The sequence below is a fragment of the Acaryochloris sp. IP29b_bin.148 genome, assembly GCF_028285565.1.
Taxonomy (GTDB): domain Bacteria; phylum Cyanobacteriota; class Cyanobacteriia; order Thermosynechococcales; family Thermosynechococcaceae; genus Acaryochloris.
Genome location: NZ_JANQOY010000113.1, coordinates 1 through 18,548 on the forward strand (window position 1 = coordinate 1; position 18,548 = coordinate 18,548).

Annotated in this window: 17 protein-coding genes; 3 read left to right on the top strand and 14 right to left on the bottom strand. The window is 48.8% G+C overall.

Annotated elements, in window-relative coordinates:
- Positions 1 to 101: 101 nt before the first annotated feature.
- The 5 genes from Q0986_RS10720 to Q0986_RS10740 all read right to left on the bottom strand — a co-directional run bounded on the left by Q0986_RS10720 (position 102) and on the right by Q0986_RS10740 (position 5,520).
- Positions 102 to 488, bottom strand: a complete 387-nt coding sequence (locus Q0986_RS10720) for a Na+/H+ antiporter subunit E (protein ID WP_012163613.1) — start codon at positions 486 to 488, stop codon at positions 102 to 104.
- Positions 485 to 1,915, bottom strand: coding sequence for a cation:proton antiporter (locus Q0986_RS10725; protein WP_299409623.1), 1,431 nt, complete (start codon positions 1,913 to 1,915; stop codon positions 485 to 487). Before Q0986_RS10725 ends, Q0986_RS10720 begins: the two co-directional genes overlap by 4 nt.
- Positions 1,912 to 2,247, bottom strand: coding sequence for a cation:proton antiporter subunit C (locus Q0986_RS10730; protein WP_299409626.1), 336 nt, complete (start codon positions 2,245 to 2,247; stop codon positions 1,912 to 1,914). Before Q0986_RS10730 ends, Q0986_RS10725 begins: the two co-directional genes overlap by 4 nt.
- A 116-nt stretch (positions 2,248 to 2,363) precedes the next feature.
- Entirely contained in the window at positions 2,364 to 3,737 is a 1,374-nt protein-coding gene (locus Q0986_RS10735; protein ID WP_299409838.1) for a cation:proton antiporter, read from the bottom strand.
- Positions 3,738 to 3,846: 109 nt separating this feature from the next.
- Positions 3,847 to 5,520, bottom strand: a complete 1,674-nt coding sequence (locus tag Q0986_RS10740) for a SulP family inorganic anion transporter (RefSeq protein WP_299409629.1) — start codon at positions 5,518 to 5,520, stop codon at positions 3,847 to 3,849.
- A gap of 277 nt (positions 5,521 to 5,797) precedes the next feature.
- Here Q0986_RS10740 and aroB point away from each other — a divergent pair, with 277 nt between their 5' ends.
- Positions 5,798 to 6,916: a 3-dehydroquinate synthase gene (gene aroB, locus Q0986_RS10745; protein ID WP_299409633.1), complete on the top strand. Its 1,119-nt coding sequence runs from the start codon at positions 5,798 to 5,800 to the stop codon at positions 6,914 to 6,916.
- Here the strand turns inward: aroB and Q0986_RS10750 are convergent.
- The 3 genes from Q0986_RS10750 to Q0986_RS10760 all read right to left on the bottom strand — a co-directional run bounded on the left by Q0986_RS10750 (position 6,909) and on the right by Q0986_RS10760 (position 9,962).
- On the bottom strand, positions 6,909 to 7,802 hold the full coding sequence (locus Q0986_RS10750; RefSeq protein WP_299409636.1) for an alpha/beta hydrolase: 894 nt from the start codon (positions 7,800 to 7,802) through the stop codon (positions 6,909 to 6,911). The two genes, aroB and Q0986_RS10750, sit on opposite strands and share 8 nt — an antisense overlap.
- A gap of 200 nt (positions 7,803 to 8,002) precedes the next feature.
- Positions 8,003 to 8,341 (bottom strand): DUF1815 family protein, encoded by a 339-nt coding sequence (locus Q0986_RS10755; protein ID WP_299409639.1) that lies wholly within the window; start codon positions 8,339 to 8,341, stop codon positions 8,003 to 8,005.
- A gap of 307 nt (positions 8,342 to 8,648) precedes the next feature.
- Positions 8,649 to 9,962 (bottom strand): ATP-binding cassette domain-containing protein, encoded by a 1,314-nt coding sequence (locus Q0986_RS10760; protein ID WP_366918566.1) that lies wholly within the window; start codon positions 9,960 to 9,962, stop codon positions 8,649 to 8,651.
- Between the two features lie 127 nt (positions 9,963 to 10,089).
- On the opposite strand from Q0986_RS10760, the gene Q0986_RS10765 reads away from it, so the two are divergent.
- Entirely contained in the window at positions 10,090 to 11,547 is a 1,458-nt protein-coding gene (locus tag Q0986_RS10765) for a TM0106 family RecB-like putative nuclease (protein ID WP_299409642.1), read from the top strand.
- 59 nt (positions 11,548 to 11,606) lie between these two features.
- Here the strand turns inward: Q0986_RS10765 and proC are convergent, their stop codons facing one another.
- The 6 genes from proC to Q0986_RS10795 all read right to left on the bottom strand — a co-directional run bounded on the left by proC (position 11,607) and on the right by Q0986_RS10795 (position 17,496).
- The gene (gene proC, locus Q0986_RS10770) at positions 11,607 to 12,422 is read right to left on the bottom strand and encodes a pyrroline-5-carboxylate reductase (RefSeq protein WP_299409645.1); all 816 of its coding nucleotides are present in this window, start codon (positions 12,420 to 12,422) and stop codon (positions 11,607 to 11,609) included.
- 94 nt (positions 12,423 to 12,516) lie between these two features.
- On the bottom strand, positions 12,517 to 13,101 hold the full coding sequence (locus Q0986_RS10775) for a cell division protein SepF (protein WP_299409648.1): 585 nt from the start codon (positions 13,099 to 13,101) through the stop codon (positions 12,517 to 12,519).
- Between the two features lie 601 nt (positions 13,102 to 13,702).
- Positions 13,703 to 14,392 carry a YggS family pyridoxal phosphate-dependent enzyme gene (locus tag Q0986_RS10780; protein WP_299409651.1) on the bottom strand — a complete coding sequence of 230 codons (690 nt, stop codon included), beginning with the start codon at positions 14,390 to 14,392 and terminating at the stop codon, positions 13,703 to 13,705.
- Entirely contained in the window at positions 14,392 to 14,661 is a 270-nt protein-coding gene (gene pipX, locus Q0986_RS10785) for a transcriptional coactivator PipX (RefSeq protein ID WP_299409655.1), read from the bottom strand. Before pipX ends, Q0986_RS10780 begins: the two co-directional genes overlap by 1 nt.
- Positions 14,662 to 15,083: 422 nt before the next feature.
- Positions 15,084 to 16,487 carry an anthranilate synthase component I gene (locus Q0986_RS10790; RefSeq protein ID WP_299409658.1) on the bottom strand — a complete coding sequence of 468 codons (1,404 nt, stop codon included), beginning with the start codon at positions 16,485 to 16,487 and terminating at the stop codon, positions 15,084 to 15,086.
- A gap of 22 nt (positions 16,488 to 16,509) precedes the next feature.
- Complete coding sequence (locus Q0986_RS10795) at positions 16,510 to 17,496, bottom strand: CbiQ family ECF transporter T component (protein ID WP_299409662.1); 987 nt, start codon at positions 17,494 to 17,496, stop codon at positions 16,510 to 16,512.
- Positions 17,497 to 17,742: 246 nt separating this feature from the next.
- Between Q0986_RS10795 and Q0986_RS10800 the strand changes: the two genes are divergently transcribed.
- A complete protein-coding gene (locus Q0986_RS10800) occupies positions 17,743 to 18,339 on the top strand; it encodes a pseudouridine synthase (RefSeq protein ID WP_299409666.1) in 597 nt (198 codons plus the stop codon).
- The last annotated feature ends 209 nt before the right edge of the window (positions 18,340 to 18,548 follow it).

The following is an 18,548-nucleotide window of genomic DNA, read 5'->3' on the forward strand; positions in this document are numbered from 1 at the left end:
GATACTGGCAAAGGCCAGCATTTTCTGCCACACATCCTCGTCCTGACAGGCTTCATAAATGGGAATGGCCAGGGCCAGAATCATCGCAATCAGGATGATGTTCATGACTGTTTCCTCCGCTGGATCCGGTGGACTTCGTACAACCCTTCCTCGTGGTACTTCAAGACAATGGTTTTCGGGGTAAAGGTAATCACGAAAATATCGAGAAAAATCAGGCCTGGCGTGCGTTGTGGCTTGACATGTTCCATGGTCATCGCTTCATAACGATGGGGACGAACCATAATTTCAATTGCCTCAATAAAGGCTTGGGGAATGGCTATGATAATTTCTCCAATTGCATGCAGCCAATCTTTTAAGGCCCCCGGATTGGCACGACGGGGCAACAGTAAAGCCACACAGACGCCAATGATGGTATTGGCAATGCCAAAATCAGCGGTGAGCAAAAACCAAATGGCTAAACGCAGCAGAATATTTAGATAGCCAGTCATGCCAACACCATCCAGAACAATAGAACCAACATTAAGCTCATCCCCCCAATTAAATGTTCGAGCTGCTCCTGCACCCGTGGCAGTTTCAGCACTACCCGTCGAATCACTAACCAATAGACCAGCCAGCCAATCGCCACTTTTGCTAAGGCTTTACCGATATTGGCCACGGTATAGGCCTGGTAATACGCACCATTTGCCGCCAGTAAGCCCCCCAACAGCAACAGCACCGCTACCCAGTACCCTGGTCGAATCGACTGGGAGTCACTTTGATGGGGCAAAAAGATAAATTTGGCAAAGGTAGCCACGGTGCCTACGGTGGCGATATTAAGGGCGAGCATTTGCCAGGGCAGTAGACTTTTTAGGGTTAAGGCCTTAGAGGCAAACCCCGCCCAGAGGGGAATACCGGAGATAGAGCAGCTGGCCATCACCAAGACCAGCCATAGAGATCGCGGAATTGGCTGCTTGTGTAGCTCCTGAAAATCTCGGCTGGGCAAGGCGCCTGCAGTTAAAAAGAGGGTGGCTTTCACCAATCCGTGGGTCAAGGCATAGAACCCACCCACAGCCGGGGCAGCCAGGATAAACCCCAATTGGGAAATAGTGCTTTGGGCCAACAGACGCTTAGTGTCTTGCTCGAAGAGGGCCAAGCTAATCCCCAAAAAGGCGGTTCCAATCCCTAATAGGGTGATTACCGGAGCGACTTCCTCCACCATCAAGGCCATCCGAGCCAGAGGAAACACACCTGTTTTGACCACAACACCGGAAAGTATTGCAGAGACAGGGGTTTCGGACTCGGAGTGGGTTAAGGGTAACCACAATCCTGAGACAAAGATGCCGCCCTTGGTCAACAGTCCCAGAAAAATCAAGGCTAGGGCTTCTGGGGGTGCCTTTGCCAAGCCCGTAAAGGCAAAGGAGTTGTTGGCTTGATACACCAACACCGCACCCACCAAATAAAACAGCATGGCCGTATTGCTGATAAACAGGTAGCGCAGGGCCACCCAAATCGCCCGATTCGTACGGGGATAAGACACCAGCAAAAAGGCGGCAATGCCAATCACCTCTAGGGCCACATATAAGCTAATAAAGTCAGCGCAAATAAAGACGGCATTGACGCTGCCATGGAGAATAATAGTCTGGGTATAAAAAAACGCGGATTTCCCCGTCCCCCAGCAGTAGCAAATCACGGCTGCCGTGACTAGGGCATTGGTCAGGATAAAGTAGCCACTCAGACTATCAATCTGGAGGGTAACGCCAAAGTTATCCATCAGCTCCACTATCAGCGGAGTGGACTCCATCAACACCCGAGCAGCATAGCTGGCAGACACCAAGGTCATGGCCAAGGCTAAGTATCGATCAACTTTAGGGACCAGATACCCCACAAACCCCACAAAAAACGGCAGGGCTATCCAAATAATTGTCAGGGTATTCATGGTGTGTAGGTCTTTTCAATCTCGCGGCTTTCTAAGGTGGGATTGTCGCGGGAGAGCTTCATGACGCCCACCAGCATCAACGCTTGAATCGAAAAACCAATCACAATCGCCGTCAAAATCACAGCTTGGGGAACCGGATCCGCATAGGCTCCATGATTTGTCTTCGAGAAGATTGGAGTAAATAATCCTTGTCGGGCTGAGATTTTGACGTAATAAGCAATGACGCCAGTACTCATCACATCCATGGCAATAATCTTCATCATCAGATTTTGCTTGAGGATGATACCAAAAAAGCCACAGAGAATCGTTGCAAAGATAAACGCTTCTAACATGGTGATTTTAAAAAGGGTTAATTAAAAAAAGGAGTTCAAGAGTGGGTAAGGGAACTGCGATGGCTAAAGGCCGGTCGGAGACCATCGCACCCCAGCATCGCAGTCATCCCTTGCTATTAGCCGTTTGTAGCCGGAGACTCAATTGCGATCGCACCGCCTTTAAAGGCAACCCGCAATAATGGCGGCGCCACAAAGGTCGTCAAAATCACCATCGTAATAATCGCGGCTTCCAAGGGTTTATCCAGAACGCCACTGGCTGAGCCGATACCAGCAAACACTAGACCTACTTCTCCCCGAGGAATCATACCGACGCCAATCGCAAATCGATTAATCCCAGGCTGACCCACCACGGTCCAACCCGTGATCAGCTTGCCAATCATGGCGACCACAATCAAAAAGGCAGCAATCACCAGACCCTCACGATTTTCAGGAATAGCAGGATTCAAAACGCTTAAGTCGGCTTTCGCCCCTACAGTCACAAAGAAAACCGGCACGAGAATATCGGCAATGGGAATCACCTGCTGATCTAGCTCTTTGCGCTTATCGGTTTCATCGAGCACCAAACCTGCTGCAAAGGCACCCAAAATCGCTTCTAGGTGAATCGCATTGGCAAGGAACGCCATAATAAACGCGAAGCTCAAGGCCGGAATCACCAGCTTGCCACGAGTTTGGAGCTGATCGGCAATGGTCACAAAGGCCTGATTGAAAAATCGACCCAACAGAATGGAGCCCACCAAAAACGCTGTGGCACTGCCAATCAAATACAGAACATTAACGATATCCACTTCGCCAGTTTTAGCTAAGCTGGCCACTACCGCCAAAACGATAATCCCTAAGACGTCATCAATAATGGCCGCACCAACAATGATTTGCCCTTCTTTTGATTTGAGAAAGCCCAATTCAGACAGCACTTTGGAGGTAATACCAATACTAGTGGCCGTCAATGCAGCCCCAGCAAAGATCGATGGAATCGTGGGCATATTAAATAGCAGCACTAAGCCCGCAGTACCCGCTGCAAAGGGCGCGACTACACCGACGACCGCCACTAACACCGCCTGATAGCCCACCTCTGTTAGTTCTCTAAGATCCGACTCTAAGCCAATCTCAAATAACAGAATAATGACTCCTAGCTCAGACAAAATCTCAATGATTTCGCTCTGGCTTTCAAAAATCGAGGTGATGGATTCGGCACTGAGATTACCACCAATAAACTGCAGGATCGGCATCAAGGCCGAATCAGCGGCAACCGTGCCCCCTTCCGCAAAGACCAGCAGGTGCAGGGCTGAGGCCCCAATGGCCACACCCCCCACTAGTTCTCCTAATACAGGCGGTAAATTTAAGAGCTGTGATAACTCACCGCCAAGCTTACTAGCCAGATAAATGACCACTAGGCTGAGGAGTACCCCGGAGAGGATGAGGGGCGCTTCATCTGCATTAGCCGCCGCGATTAACCAAGGCTGAGAAATGCCGCCTTGGAGAAGCGGTGACATTGATAAGGTATCGATGAATGTATTCATATCCCACATTGAGTGAACAATAATCTGTCAAATCCGAAAAACATCCTTGATTAAGTATCCAAAGAGGAAGGATGAGCTATCCTCAACTGGAGGTCGCATAGTGATCCAAACCCGCTACACTTTTGCGCAACGCTTCTACTCGAGTTGCCAATAAATTTTCTGGGGGAAGACGGTCCCAAATCCCTAATTTGCCTAGACGGCGTTTCGTTTGGCCAGCAGCCCCAACCACAAAAACAGAACAACCTTTGTCGAGAGCTTCTTCAATCGCATTCTCAATGGTCAAGGACGAGGTAACCCCCATATGAGGCACATCACTCAAGTCTAGAACCAAAGCCTCACAATATTTCAGTGCTTTTTGTTCCCGTGAAATTGCTTTCGCCACACCGAAAATCATGGGGCCACTTAAATGAAAGAGCAACATGCGTCCTTGGCCCTGATCGAGGAGTTTTTTCTCTTCCTCCGTTAGTTGAATTTCATCGTCTGCATCAGTAATGGCCTTCACTGATTTGGATTGCAGGGTACTCAGGCGATCAATCGTGACGATATTGGCAATAAACACCCCAATCCCCACAGCCACCATCAGATCCACAAAAACGGTGAGGGCAATCACCCCATACATAATGGCGGTCCCTTTCCAAGACACTTGATGAGCCCGCTTTAAGAAATCCCAGTCAATAATGTCAATCCCCACCTTGAGGGCAATTCCCGCCAGTACGGCTAAAGGAATATTCTGGGTTAAAGGGGCTGCCCAGAGCACAACAATCAGCAATATAAAAGCGCGAGTCAAACCAGAGAGGGCCGTTCGCCCACCTGCTTGAATATTGACCACGGTGCCCATCGTCGCTCCAGCACCTGCAATACCACCACATAAACCAGACACGAGGTTGCCAATCCCTTGGCCGATCAGTTCCTTATTAGAGTTATGCTCTGTGCGGGTTAAACTATCAGCCACCACAGAGGTTAACAGGGCATCAATACACCCTAAAACGGCCAAAATAATCGCATCCACAACCATGAGCTGCAGTTCGCTCTGGGTAAAAACAGGCATGCGTAGGGTCGGCAACCCGGCTTCAAACGGTGCAATCCGATCAATGCTGGTACCTGGGAACAACCACAGCGCAACAAAGGTACCCACTAATAGGGCAACCAATTGAGGTGGGAACCACTTCTTGAGTTGAGTCGGCACAATGATCGGGATCAGGACAATAATGGCTACCGTTAACAGACTTAAAAACAACGCGGCGCCATTAATTCCCGACAAAAGATCCGGTAACGCTCCAAGAGTGCCAAGAACGCCACCTTTCGGTGCTTTCTCTCCTAAAAAGGGTCCCAGCTGCAGGATCACCAAAATGATACCGATCCCTGACATAAAGCCCGACACCACGGTGTAGGGCATCAGGGTGACGTATTTGCCTAAGCGCAGAATACCAAACAGAATCTGGAATACCCCTGCCATCATCACCACCGTAAAGGCCATTGCTAAGCCTTTTTCTGGATTTGCTGCTGTGAGATTGGCAATAACCGCTGTCATGATGACAGTCATCGGACCCGTAGGTTCAGAGATGAGGGTCGGTGTGCCCCCAAACAAAGCCGCAAAGAAGCCCACCAGGATGGCACCGTAAAGGCCCGCCGCAGGACCTGCACCAGATGCAACCCCAAAGGTCAAGGCCATCGGCAAAGCAATAACAGCAGCGGTGATCCCCCCAAAGAGGTCACCGCTAAAGTTGCGGAAATGGATTCGGTTCGTTATCTGCATGGCTTAGAATTCTTAGTTGACTTTAATCAATGCTAAATAAATTAAATATTGTAATAAGTCTATGTTAAAGGATTTCTATGAGATCAAAGTTTGTAATGCCTGATAGCAACCACAATACAGACTTATCAAAGGGCTGTTGAGCAGAATTTGCATCACGGTGGGGCTCAATACTTTACAGCAGCACCATCTTGGTTGATGTCTTTCAGCAACAAGGAGTTTTCTTAGTGACAGATGGGGATACTGTAAGGCACACTGGCAAAGGAGTTCCAGAAATGGCATGCAGCAAACATTTATTCCCGTTCCCTTACCCCAACAGACATATCAGATTGCGATCGCACCCGGTGGCCTTACCCAATTGGGTCCTTGGCTCCAGGATCGATCCCTGCAATCGGTCAAGCTGGGCCAAAAGATCTTGATCGTTTCCAACCCCCAAATTTGGAAACACTACGGGGATACTGTCCAAGTCTCCCTAGCTAAAGCTGGATTTCAGGTCGATCATTTTCTCTTGCCAGCGGGTGAACGCTACAAAACGCCCCGTTCCATTCAAAAAATCTATGATTATGCCCTGGCCCTTAAACTAGAACGCTCCTCTACCCTAGTGGCGCTGGGGGGTGGGGTGATCGGTGATATGACCGGGTTTGCCGCAGCGACCTGGTTACGAGGCATCAATTTTGTCCAAGTTCCCACCAGTCTACTGGCGATGGTGGATGCCGCTATTGGCGGCAAAACAGGGGTCAATCACCCTAAAGGGAAAAATCTGATCGGTGCATTCTATCAGCCTCGCTTTGTTTTGATCGATCCCGATACTTTAAAGACTCTGGCTGGCCGAGAATTTAGGGCAGGGATGGCTGAGGTGATTAAGTATGGCGTCATTTGGGATTTAGAGTTATTTGAGCGGCTGGAGAATTGCAAGCACACCGATCAATATCGCTATATGCCTGCGGAAATCCTGACTGAAATCATTACCCGCTCGGCTCAGGCCAAGGCCGATGTGGTTACCCAAGACGAAAAAGAAGCAGGGCTACGAGCCATCCTCAATTATGGTCATACGATTGGCCATGCGATTGAAAGTCTGACCGGGTATCGCTTGTTCAATCATGGTGAAGCCGTCGCCCTAGGTATGGTTGCCGCCGCTGACATTGCCGTCCAACTCAAGTTATGGACCGCTGAGGACGCTCAGCGTCAGCATCAACTGATTCAGAAAACAAAATTACCGACAGCGTTGCCGGCTGATTTTGCCATCGATGCCGTGGCTGATGTGCTGCTCACCGATAAAAAAGTGAAAGATGGCAAAGTTCGATTTATCTTGCCCACTCAACTGGGTGAGGTCAAAATCACCGACCAGGTGCCGGGTGAAGTGATTGTAAACAGCCTAAAAGGAATGCAAGCTAGCTAAAGGCTGGCTGGCTCTGCCGAAGGAAATCCAGCAACTCCCGATTCACAATCTTGGGGACTTCCTGTTGAATCCAATGACCGCATTCGGGCACAAACTTTAAGCGAAACGGCGCTTGCACAAACCGCTCTAAGCCCAAGGCTAAATTTGGACTCAGTACGGTGTCATCTTCCCCCCACAGGACCAACGTTGGTACTTGAATGGGCAGTAACTTGCGGTCTGAGCTGGCAAACCAATCTTGCGGTGACAGTAGCTGCCGATAATAATTGAGCGCAGCCGATAGGACCCCCCGTTTCTCAAGGGCGGCTTGATAAATACCCAGAGTTTCGGTCGAAAACGCGGCTTTACGGATGGCTTGCTTTTGGAACCAATCCTGGAGAAACTGGCGCAGATTCAACTGAATCAACCATTCGGGTAAGCCAGGGATCTGAAACGCCAGCAGATACCAACTCCGACGCAGCTGATCTAAATTACTAGAAAACTCCCGAAACAGACGCTGGGGATGGGGCGCATTCAGTAAAACCAAATTTTGCAAATATTGAGGGAATTTCTGGGCTAGGTTCCAAGCAATCATGCCCCCCGTATCATGGCCCACAATATGGGCGCAGCGATAGCCCAAATTTTGAATCAGGCCAATGATGTCTTCGCTTAGGGTATCGATGTCATAACCGCTATCGGGTTTGTCCGAATCATTATATCCCCGTAAATCAGGCACCACCACCTTAAAGTGGCGAGCTAAGGCCGGGAGTTGGTAACGCCAAGAATACCAAAACTCCGGAAATCCGTGGAGAAGAATGACTAAATCGCCTTCACCTTGAGTGACGTAGTGGAGCCGAATTTTATTGGTTTGAACAAACTGATGTTGCCAGCCAGAACTTGCGGTGGTCATAGATTAACGTGCATCCTCAACAGGTGAACAGCAAGGAGCAATGTCTCGCCCATTCCCAGACCAAAGCCTGCCCAGAACGGATATATAACCTACCCTCTGCCAACTCGGTATACAGCGTAACACTTGTCGAACTCATTTGGGTCAAATTGTGGCTCTATGTACAGCCCAATCTGATGAATTCAGCCAGGTTTCGTGCAAGGTTATTCAGCTAATGCAGATGAGGTCCTTTCCGTCTGTAGCTCATCTTTAATTAAGTTGGCTAATTCTTGCAGTTGGCTAATGGCTTCTGCCCCTTCTAATTTCATCAATTCACGATCATCCCGCATTTCTGTCCACGTAATGCCGTAGTCAGAAACGAGGAAGCGAATGAGATGATTCTCGCCTAGACTCACCATGAAGGAAGCACTGTTCATTTGGCCACCACAGGTATAACAAGACGCTAAGTGTCCCCGACGCTCTAGCACGATCGCCAGCGCTTGGAGATTCATCACTAAGTCTCGGACAAATTCACGGTGTTGATTGGCTAACCGTACAAACACAGGACTACCCTTTTGAGTGAGTTCACATTCTAGCTTGATTGCATAGACTTGACAGAAGTGAGGCTTATCTTAAATGACTCTCCTCTTAAATATTGTTCCCAGATCGATCACCTTCAGGATCGAATTTCTGACATGGTGCATCTATCTGCTTCAACATAGGCATCCTCAATTTTGAATGGCATGCAGTCTCCAAATTGGACTTAGCCTAATAGAGCACAACGTTTGAGAGCTGTATTGCTCGCCACAGAATTAGAGAGTTTAGCCTCTCACCAATCACGAATGGGCGAGAGGCTAAATTCCCTATAACTTAAGCATTTGGACGCAGGGCAACTTCAGTACGGTTATCAAACAAATGGATTTTATCCAGCTGAACGGAGAACCATAGCTGTTCACCAACAGTGACTTGCTGGTATGGATTGATGCGGACAATCAATGGCTCACGCTCATCTGAGCCATGGTTGAGATGCAAGGAAAGATAGGTTTCATGACCTAATGCCTCTACCAATTCAACTTCAGCAGGGATATGACAAGGGTCCTGGGAGGCTAAATCGAGGTGTTCGGGGCGAATCCCTAGGGTCAATGTTTGGCCTTGATAGGGTTGGAGAAGGGTTGACCATACCTCAGGCAAGTTAAGGCTGAATTGGGGATGATACAAACGGCGCGATGTTTTGACTTGTACCGGAATAAAGTTCATCGGTGGTGAACCAATAAACTGAGCCACAAACCGATTGGCGGGGCGGTTATAGAGTTCTAAGGGGCTCGAAATTTGCTGAATCTGCCCAGCATTCATAACGGCAATGCGATCGCCCATGGTCATCGCCTCTGTTTGGTCGTGGGTCACATAAACGGTGGTTGTGCCCAGTTGCCGCTGTAACTTAACGATTTGGGCTCGGGTCTGAGTTCGCAGTTTGGCATCTAAATTAGAGAGGGGTTCGTCCATTAAAAAGACTTGAGGATCACGGGCCATGGCCCGTCCTAAGGCCACTCTTTGTTTTTGTCCGCCCGACAGCTGTTTAGGAAGTCGATCCAGCAAGCTTTCAATTTGGAGAACTTCAGCCACCTGCTGAACCTGCTGCTCAATCCACTTTTCCCGTTTTGAACGATACCGTAAGGGTTTCGGTAGAAGTCGTGTTGCCGCGACAAGTCCTGACTCACAACCATTGCGCATAACAACCAGCGGTGAACGTCGCTTCGGTATCCGCTGGGACTGGGTTCGGCGTAACCCAAAGGCCAGGTTGTTATAAACGCTCATATGAGGATACAGGGCATAGCTTTGAAACACCATGGCAATATCCCGAGCCTTGGGGGGAAGATGATTGATTTTGCGATCGCCAATCCAGATATTCCCACCTGTTAAATCTTCTAATCCTGCAATTAAGCGCAGCAGTGTACTTTTGCCGCAGCCCGAAGGCCCCACCAGCACCATAAATTCTCCCTCCTCTACCGTGAGGTTAATTCGGCGCAGCACCGTCATCATATCCGGCTGGGTTTTCGGTTGTGGCGTTGTGTCAGTGGGCGTTGGGTCAACCTGGATCGACTCTACGGGTGCAAGCGCCGAGGTGCGATCGCCTTTTCGTGTAGGAAAACTTTTATAGACATCCTCAAAGACAACCTGAGCCACAGCAAAATCGGAATCCGTCACATCGCTCTCAGCCTATTGTGCTGTCCGATTTCAGTCAAGAGAATTTTCCAGATAAAGAGAAGGATTTGTTAAGATTCCCACAGGGAAATCCAGGTATTGTGTCTGCATGCTGCTGACCGCCCAATTATTACTCAGTTACCAGCGTTGTCACCGACAAGCGTTCTTAGAGGTTTATGAAGACAAAACAAAGAAAACGGCCCCCAGCGATTTTCTCAACAAGCTGCGTCAGGATCGAATTGAACAGCAACATCATTTCTTTACCTCACAAACTTGGGTAACACCGGAATATCCAAAATATGATTGGCATGCAGGTGCCCAGGCGACCGTAGCACTGATGCAGGCGGGAGCCCCACAAATTCGACGAGGCGTGCTCTTAGTTGAACAAGACTATAGCGTTCTGTACCAGAGTCTCCCCGATCTCTTAACCAAAGTACCGGGAACATCGGTATTTGGCGATTGGCTCTATGTGCCCACAGATATTCGCCTCAGTAAGCGCCCCAAATTGGAATATCAAATTCTGGCTACCTTCCACGCTTATCTTCTCGCCTGCTTACAAGGAAGTTGGCCAGAAACGGCCTATCTCTACCTGCGCGAGCGAGGGTCTTATGAGGTCAACCTCACCCTCAACCAACCCAAACTCGATCAGTTGCTATCCGAACTCCTCGATGTTCTGCTGAATCAACAAGAGCCCGAAGTCTTTATTGTCAGCCATCGATGTAGTCTATGTGGATGGTTGTCCCACTGCTATCAGATTGCCCAGCAAGACCAACATTTATCCCTCTTACCGGGGGTTACCCCTAGCCGTTACCCGATTCTTCAATCCCATAACTTGGCCAGTGTGGAAGATTTAGCCCTTGTGGATCCCGTCCATCTGGCTCAAGTCACTGGTTTTGGCAAAGAAGTAGCCGTTAAGCTCGTGTGTCAAGCTCAGGCGTTTGCCCAGCAATCTCCCGTCTTATTTGCCCCCAAGGCCATTGAAACGACGACACCGCTCGTTGTCGCTGCGCCCATCGAGCTTTACTTTGATATTGAGGCAGAACCTAGTCTTAATCTGGCGTATCTTCACGGTGTTTTAGTGGTTGATCGGGACGATCAGACGCAAACCTTTCATTCCTGCCTCGCTGATTGTCCTGAACAGGAAGAACAAGTGTGGTTCCAATTTCTCGACTTAGTCTTAAGGTATCCCCAAGCTCCGATCTATCATTTCTGTGCCTATGAAGTTCAAACCGTTGAACGGCTAGCAAAGCTGTATGGCACCCCCGACAGCATCGTTCAACCCCTGATTGAGCGGTTTGTTGATTTGCACGCCCTGGTGACCCAGACGGTAGTTTTACCCGTTGAGAGCTACACCCTAAAGTTGATTGCCCGGTGGTTAGGCTTTCAATGGCGAAACAGCGAAGCCAATGGTGCCCAATCCATCTATTGGTATAGCGAGTGGCTAGCCACAGGCAACCGTCATTTCTTAGATACTATTGTTCACTACAACGAAGATGACTGCCAAGCCACCCATCACATCAAAAACTGGCTCGCTGACTTTTTACAATCTGACCAGAGCACCGCTTGATTCGGAACAGATCATGTTTGAATCAATCATCGGTTGCTCGTTTCAGGGGTACAGCGATACTAGTCTTGGCCTAACTCTTGCGATCGCTGATAAGCCGCCTGAACTGCCCCAATCAAAGCAGACCGCAGTCCTGCCTGTTCCAAAGCAGCCACCCCAGCAATGGTTGTGCCGCCTGGACTGGTCACTTGATCTTTCAGTTGCGCAGGGTGCAATCCAGTCTCTTGGACTAAGGTTGCCGTCCCTAACAATGTTTGCAGCGCCAATTGAGCGGCAATGGACCGGGGTAACCCTACCGAAACCCCGCCATCCGTAAGCGCTTCCAGAACCAAAGCGACAAAGGCTGGCCCCGATCCTGAAAGACCCGTGACAGCATCCATTAACGTTTCAGGGACCGTCACAACTTTTCCAACTGCACTAAATAGCTGGCGGGCCAACGCCAAATGAGTCGCGTTGGCCTGACAACCCGCAGCAAGTGCTGCCATTCCCGCCCCCACAGTCGCCGGTGTATTGGGCATGACTCGTACCACTGGACATCCCTTAAATGCCGACTCTAGTGTGGCTAAGGGGATTCCCGCCAAAATAGAGAGAACGAGGCAGCCAGGAGGAATCGCTGCTTGGAGCTGAAGCGCCACACTTTGGAAAGCCTGGGGCTTAACCGCTAAGAGCAGCACCTGCGAAGAAGATGCAACGGCTAGATTGTCAGTGCTAACTTGGACTTGATATTTATCGGCCAGATCATGCAGACGGTCGCTGGCAATATCACTGACCTGGATTTGCTCAGGTACACAAAATTTTTGCGAGATTAGGCGCGACAAAATGGCTTCGGCCATCACTCCACCACCGATGATGCCAAGCCGATCCTTAAAATAACTCACAGGAAAACCTCAAAGCCTCAGGCAGCAGAACAATGTTCCAGTCTACCAAAGCTCAAACTCCGCACTAAATCTTATGCACTAAGGGCAAAAGAACTTACTGAGCCATCGCTCGATTCATCTGCATATCACCTTTCCAAGCGGCTGTACTGGGGGGACGAGAGAAGTGAGGCGCAGGTGCTTCATGTACAACACCCATATGAGTACTCACTTGAACACAGTTAGGGGTAAACAGGAAGATACTGTCTCCGACGCGCTCTTGGTGACCATCAATGGTGTAAGTGGCACCCGCAACAAAATCGACGGCTCGCTGAGCTTGCCCTGGCTCCATCATCGTCAGGTTTAAGACCACAGATTTGCGCTCACGTAATGCTTGAATCACTTGAGGCATTTCTTCAAAAGCACGAGGTTCCATCACCAATACTTCTGTGGTAGATCCCCACAAACGACTAGCGCCAGGCATACCGACAACATTGCTTGTATTGGACACTTGAGACCCCTGTTCTTTCTCAGATTGATTGTTCAGCGTTTCCTTTAGGTCAACAGAATCTTCAGAGTATGAATATTGATGATCTGAATACCCGTCATTTTGAATTTCATCATACTCATCAACATAGTCATAATCATCATCTGATTCTGGGATGCCGACGAAATCCTTTAGTTTGCCAAATAAACTACTCACGAGTTGGGCTCCATCTATTGAGGGTTTGAGGTTATAAATAACCTGATTCAAGAAGACTGAACAATGGTTCAATCTAGAGTCATCAAGGCAATTTTTAGGATAAAGATCTCTATTAAATTTAGATCCTTACATCAAACGCGTATTTGTTTGATTTGTCAATGCTATTACCGCCTTAATTTCTTAAGGCTGATCGCTAATAAAAGTAATCAGGTATTTACGACAAATTACATAGCGTGGAAAATTTAGATTGAATTATACATCACTGTTCGAATCACAGTACACAGGGTCAGAGATTGAAACTAAAGTTTATATTAAGGAACCATTTCCTTTACATCGTTAGCTAGCGAGCTATTTTCTTAATATTTTCTTGCTATAAATACCGTTCTCGGAAGGTAAAAAAACTTGCTCTCAATAGTCTGGATGGCACTATGCCGAAATTGACAAGAGTCTGGGATATATTCTGCAGAAATATTAAGTCAGATGCTACGCTCCTAAACCTTAAGAGACTTTTTAGAAAAGTTAGTCAGTCATCTACACCTCTTGATCTCTCGTTGGTAAACAGAGCCTTGAAATGCATCTTTTACGTAGAAGACAGATCTTTTCATTTAGGTCGATCCCCAAATATACATTGCCCTAATCGAATCATCGTTGCTCCAGATTGAACGGCTAAAGGATAATCATTAGACATTCCCATTGATAGCTCCGACAAAGTCCCTAAACCTTGAGCTTCTTGAGTTAGGTCTGATGCCAGCTGTCGAGTTTTTTGAAATGTGTCTAAAGCCTTTTTTTCTGTTAACCCTCTGGGTAATATGGTCATCAACCCCCGCCATTGGAGACTAGAGCAGGCCTGTAAGGCGGATAGATCGGTTTTTAGATCTGCGATGGACCAACCAAATTTAGTAGGGTCAGGGAGAATTTTTACCTGTAGACAGAGTTGGGGAGAGGACTGGTGTGAGCTAGACAGAACCAGGCGCTCAAGGCGTTGAGCTAAGGGCAAACTATCAACTGAATGAATCCAGTCAAAGTGCTGAATCGCAAGTTTAGCTTTGTTACTTTGCAAATGACCAATAAGATGCCAGGTAATGTCCTGTAAGTCTTTTAACTCAGTCATTTTATGGACAGCCTCTTGCACCCTACTTTCACCGAAGTCCCGAACGCCTGCAGTGTAAGCCTGTCTGATCAGATCTGCAGGCATATACTTAGAGACTGCAATCAGACGAACAGACGGAGGGAGAGTGTCTCGAATTGCAATGACACGCTCTTGAATGGTCAAGGGAGGCGAGGATGGCATTAAGGAAAAGTTTGTTGATGAACAAGCTGAAGTTGGTCATAGTCCTGACGCGAACCTGAGCGTCTAAGAATTCGCAAACGGCTTTCGACAGTGACCCGCGCTTCTTGCCGAGAAATAGCGGAAAATTCCAGTCCTCGTTCTGAGATTGTCACGACAAAAAATAATCGCTGCGCATAGAGTGTGGTGTACAAGGCACTCTCTGAGTCAATCAGACAAAGACTGAAGAGCAGACCAAATGTTGGATGATTCAAGTATGTTTCAGTGATCATTCGCGTTTACTTGAAATGCCTAAGCGTCAGTGTGAGCGAAGGAACAGCAGTGAACTCAGCAATAAAAGAAAGTCCATTGTTTTTGCTCAAGCAGGTTTCAGGTTAAGGACAGAATAGTTAGCAATCACCAATACCATACTTGCCCGACTCTTCACATTGACTGATACCTTGCCCACTGATACCTTGCCCATGAAGGGTTTTACGGAGAGGAGAGTGCTGAGAAATAACGGCCAAGGTCGCTGGAATGGACTGCTTATTCCGTTATCTTTTCGGCATCAGAAAAGTAGAAATTGTCGTTTATTATACTGGACAAGATTGTATCTGTTTTAAACCATCCATTGGGATGCTTAGCGTGAAGAAGAGGCGTGAGGCGTTTTGAAGGGCTGGGCTGCGGCAGATATCAACGATTCATGAACAGTGGTTTAATCTCCCATTTTCTGGATCGCTCGAACTTGAGCTTTAGCTTTTTGTAAGGATTCTAACCATTCTTGTTCAGGGTTGCTGTCCGCAACGATCCCGGCGCCCACCTGCCCCCAAATGATGGCAGGTTGCAGTAAGCCGCTACGAGGGTGCAATGATTGCTCAGTCGGTGTAACCAACAGCGTTCGAATTAAAATATTGAGATCTAACCGTCCCCGATGGTCTAGATAGCCACAGGACCCATAAAACAAGCTGCGTCGATAGGGTTCTAGGGTTGCAATAATTTCCATACAGCGTACTTTAGGGCAGCCTGTAATGGTTCCACCGGGGAACATAGAACGAATCAAGTCAATAGGAGAGCAACTGGGTTTTAAGAGGCCCACAATATTACTCACCAAGTGAGTGACATGGCTATAGTATTCGAGGACCAAAAATTCATCGACGGCTACCGATCCCCAGGTGCAGACCCGGCCTAAATCGTTGCGTTCAAGATCAACTAGCATCGTATGCTCAGCCCGTTCTTTGACATTATTGAGGAGTGCTTGGGCTAACGCATGATCTTGCTCGGGTGTGGTCCCCCGAGGTCGAGTCCCCGCAATCGGTCGGGTCTCTGCTTGATGGCCATACAGTTTGACCAACCGCTCAGGCGAACAGCTAACGACTGATCCCCACGGGGTCCGCCAGTAGCTCGCAAAGGGGGAAGGGTTGATGGTCTGCAGATTGGTATAAAGCTGCCAAGCATCAACAGAGGCGGTGACACAAAAGCGAGTAGATAGGTTGGCCTGAAAGATATCTCCAGCCTGAATATGCTGGAGGGCTTGCTGGACCATTCTTTCATATTCAACGTTATTGGTTAGAAATTGAAAGTCTGTCGGATCACAGTAAGGGGAATGAGTCGGTGTCGGCAAGACTTGGTGCAACCGTTGCTCTAAACGGTCCAGCTGCTGGGGATCAGTGGCGGCCAACCAGAGGCGCTGCTGTTGGTGATCTAAAACGGCAAAGTTCTCAGGTTCATACCAATAGGCGACCGGAAACGGTAGGGGATCGGGTTGTAAGCGGGGTAAGCGTTCTATTTCCCAGGCCAGATCATAACCCAGCCATCCCAGCCACCCCCCTTGAAAGGGCAGATCCTCTGGGGCAGCGTTTTCTCTTAGAGAGGGGCCACACTGCAAAAGCTGCTCTAGAAAGGGGAGGATATGGCCCACTTGAGGGGTCCATAGACGCTGCTTGCCGGCAATCTGTCGTGGCCCCCCTGCACAAATCGAGTATCGCCCTAGCGGATGAGGGTGAGGACTTTCTAATAGGGTGGCAATGGTCTGTTCTGAAAAAAGGGCAGTGAAGAGGGTGGAACCGCTGCGATCGCATAAGGGTTGCGATCGCCAATACCAAGGATGTAACACGTCCATGTAGAGATTCAATGCAACGGACTTAAGGAAAAGTGCCCACCCAAATCCGCACACCACACAGGAGGACCACTAACACGAGAGCGAACCGATCCAATGCATGGATATGGAGTTGATGCCATTTGACTTGGTGGTGATTAGGACTAGTAAATCCTCGTACCATCATGGCACTAGCGACTTGTTCAGCCCGAAGGAACAGATTTTCAATCAGTCGATCCGCGAGTAATAGCCATAATTGGATGGCTCCCCGTACCCCCAATTTTTTCCAGTTAATGGCGCGGGTCCGAATCGCCCGAATCAGATTCTGAATTTCTTCTAAGACCAGCGGGATAAAGCGGAGTGAGAGGGTTAGCGTTAAAGTCACTTCTGTAATCGGGATCCGCCATCGTTTAAGAGGCTGTAGCAGTCTATCAATGGCGACGGTAATTTCTTCTGGGGCTGTGGTGAGCAGATATAAGTTGGTGCTGTAAATCAGTGTAAAGAGCCAAGTTCCAAATCGCAGCCCCAACTCTAGCGATCGACGGGTAATTCTCACGGGGCCTTTGTGAAACAGCACATACCGATAGACGGTCGGTGGGGACGGCGGCAGGGGCTCTGAGGTGGGATGAGGCGTTTGGTTAGACTGCCAAAACAGCAAGGGCCGATACCAAGGTTGTTTTTTAAAGGTAGGAGGTGCCGATTGTTGCGTAAAGGTGAGTTCCCGGGCAGGCAATCTAGGCTGATAGGAGATCGCAAGTCCATCCGGCATCAATGCTGTAATTCCACCCACCAACACGCCTAACAGCAATAGCCACACCATTTGTTTTCGCCATACCCGGAAAGGAATACCAGCGAATAATGTCAGCAGAATCAGCCCCAGCACCATCGCGATCCGCCATGGTAAATCTGCCAGCATGGGGGTCAACAAAAACATCATTAACCATGCCAGCTTTACTCGGGGGTCCAACCGATGTAACCAAGTCCGAGGTTGTTCTAAGTAAGACCCAATCGGTAGGGAGCGGAGCAGATCCATTGATGGCCTATGGGAAAGATCAGTCACCCACCTAGACATTGGTTGGCGGATGCACCTCTACACTATACAAATAGTGAAGGGTTGACGGAATGTTGTTTTGGATTGCTGAAGATGATCTCTGGGCGTGAAAGAGAAGGGTTGGCTCTGGATTAACCCACAGTGTTGTTGTCCTTGTACGCTGGGGCTAGCGGGCTGGGACAAGCGCTGGATCAGTGACGTTATGATATTGAACCGGGTTAGACCCTCATGTCGTGGCAATATATCTTGTTCTACAAACCCTTTGGCGTGCTGAGCCAGTTCAGCGATCGGCAAGCCACTGCTCATCCCACCTTAAAGGAGTTTATCTCGATACCAGACGTGTATCCGGCAGGACGACTCGATAGGGATAGTGAAGGCTTATTGTTACTGACCAATCACGGTGGCTTGCAGCATCGATTGTGTGATCCAAAATTTGGTCATCCCCGCACCTATTGGGTTCAAGTCGAGCGTATTCCCCATAAAGAGGCCTTGCAGACCCTGGAACAGGGTGTCACGATCCGCAATTATCGAACACGCCCCACACAGGTTATGTTATTATCTCCGCCTCCGAGTCTCCCCCCTCGCACCCCTCCCATCCGCTTTCGCAAACAAGTCCCGACGGCCTGGATTGAAATGAAATTGCAGGAAGGCCGCAATCGCCAGGTTCGTCGAATGACAGCTGCCGTGGGGTTCCCGACTTTGCGCTTGGTTAGAGTTGCGATCGCACATCTACAACTCAAAGGGCTTCAACCCGGTCAATGGCGTCACCTCACGCCTTCAGAAATCAAGGGTCTACAATCCCTGACCCAACTGCCCCGTTTGTAAGATTTGGCGAGTGAACGCTACAGTTAGGTCGGATCAAGCTCCTAAAGATTCCGCATACAGTGAGGGGGGTTTGTAGTTGAATAAGAAAATCAGCGATTTACAGTCTATTTTTGTCAATTTTGTTATAGCGGATGCAACAATAACTTACGTATTTTAGCGGAGTTCAAACCCCCCAAAACTCGTTACTATTGCCATAGCTCTTGTCCGCC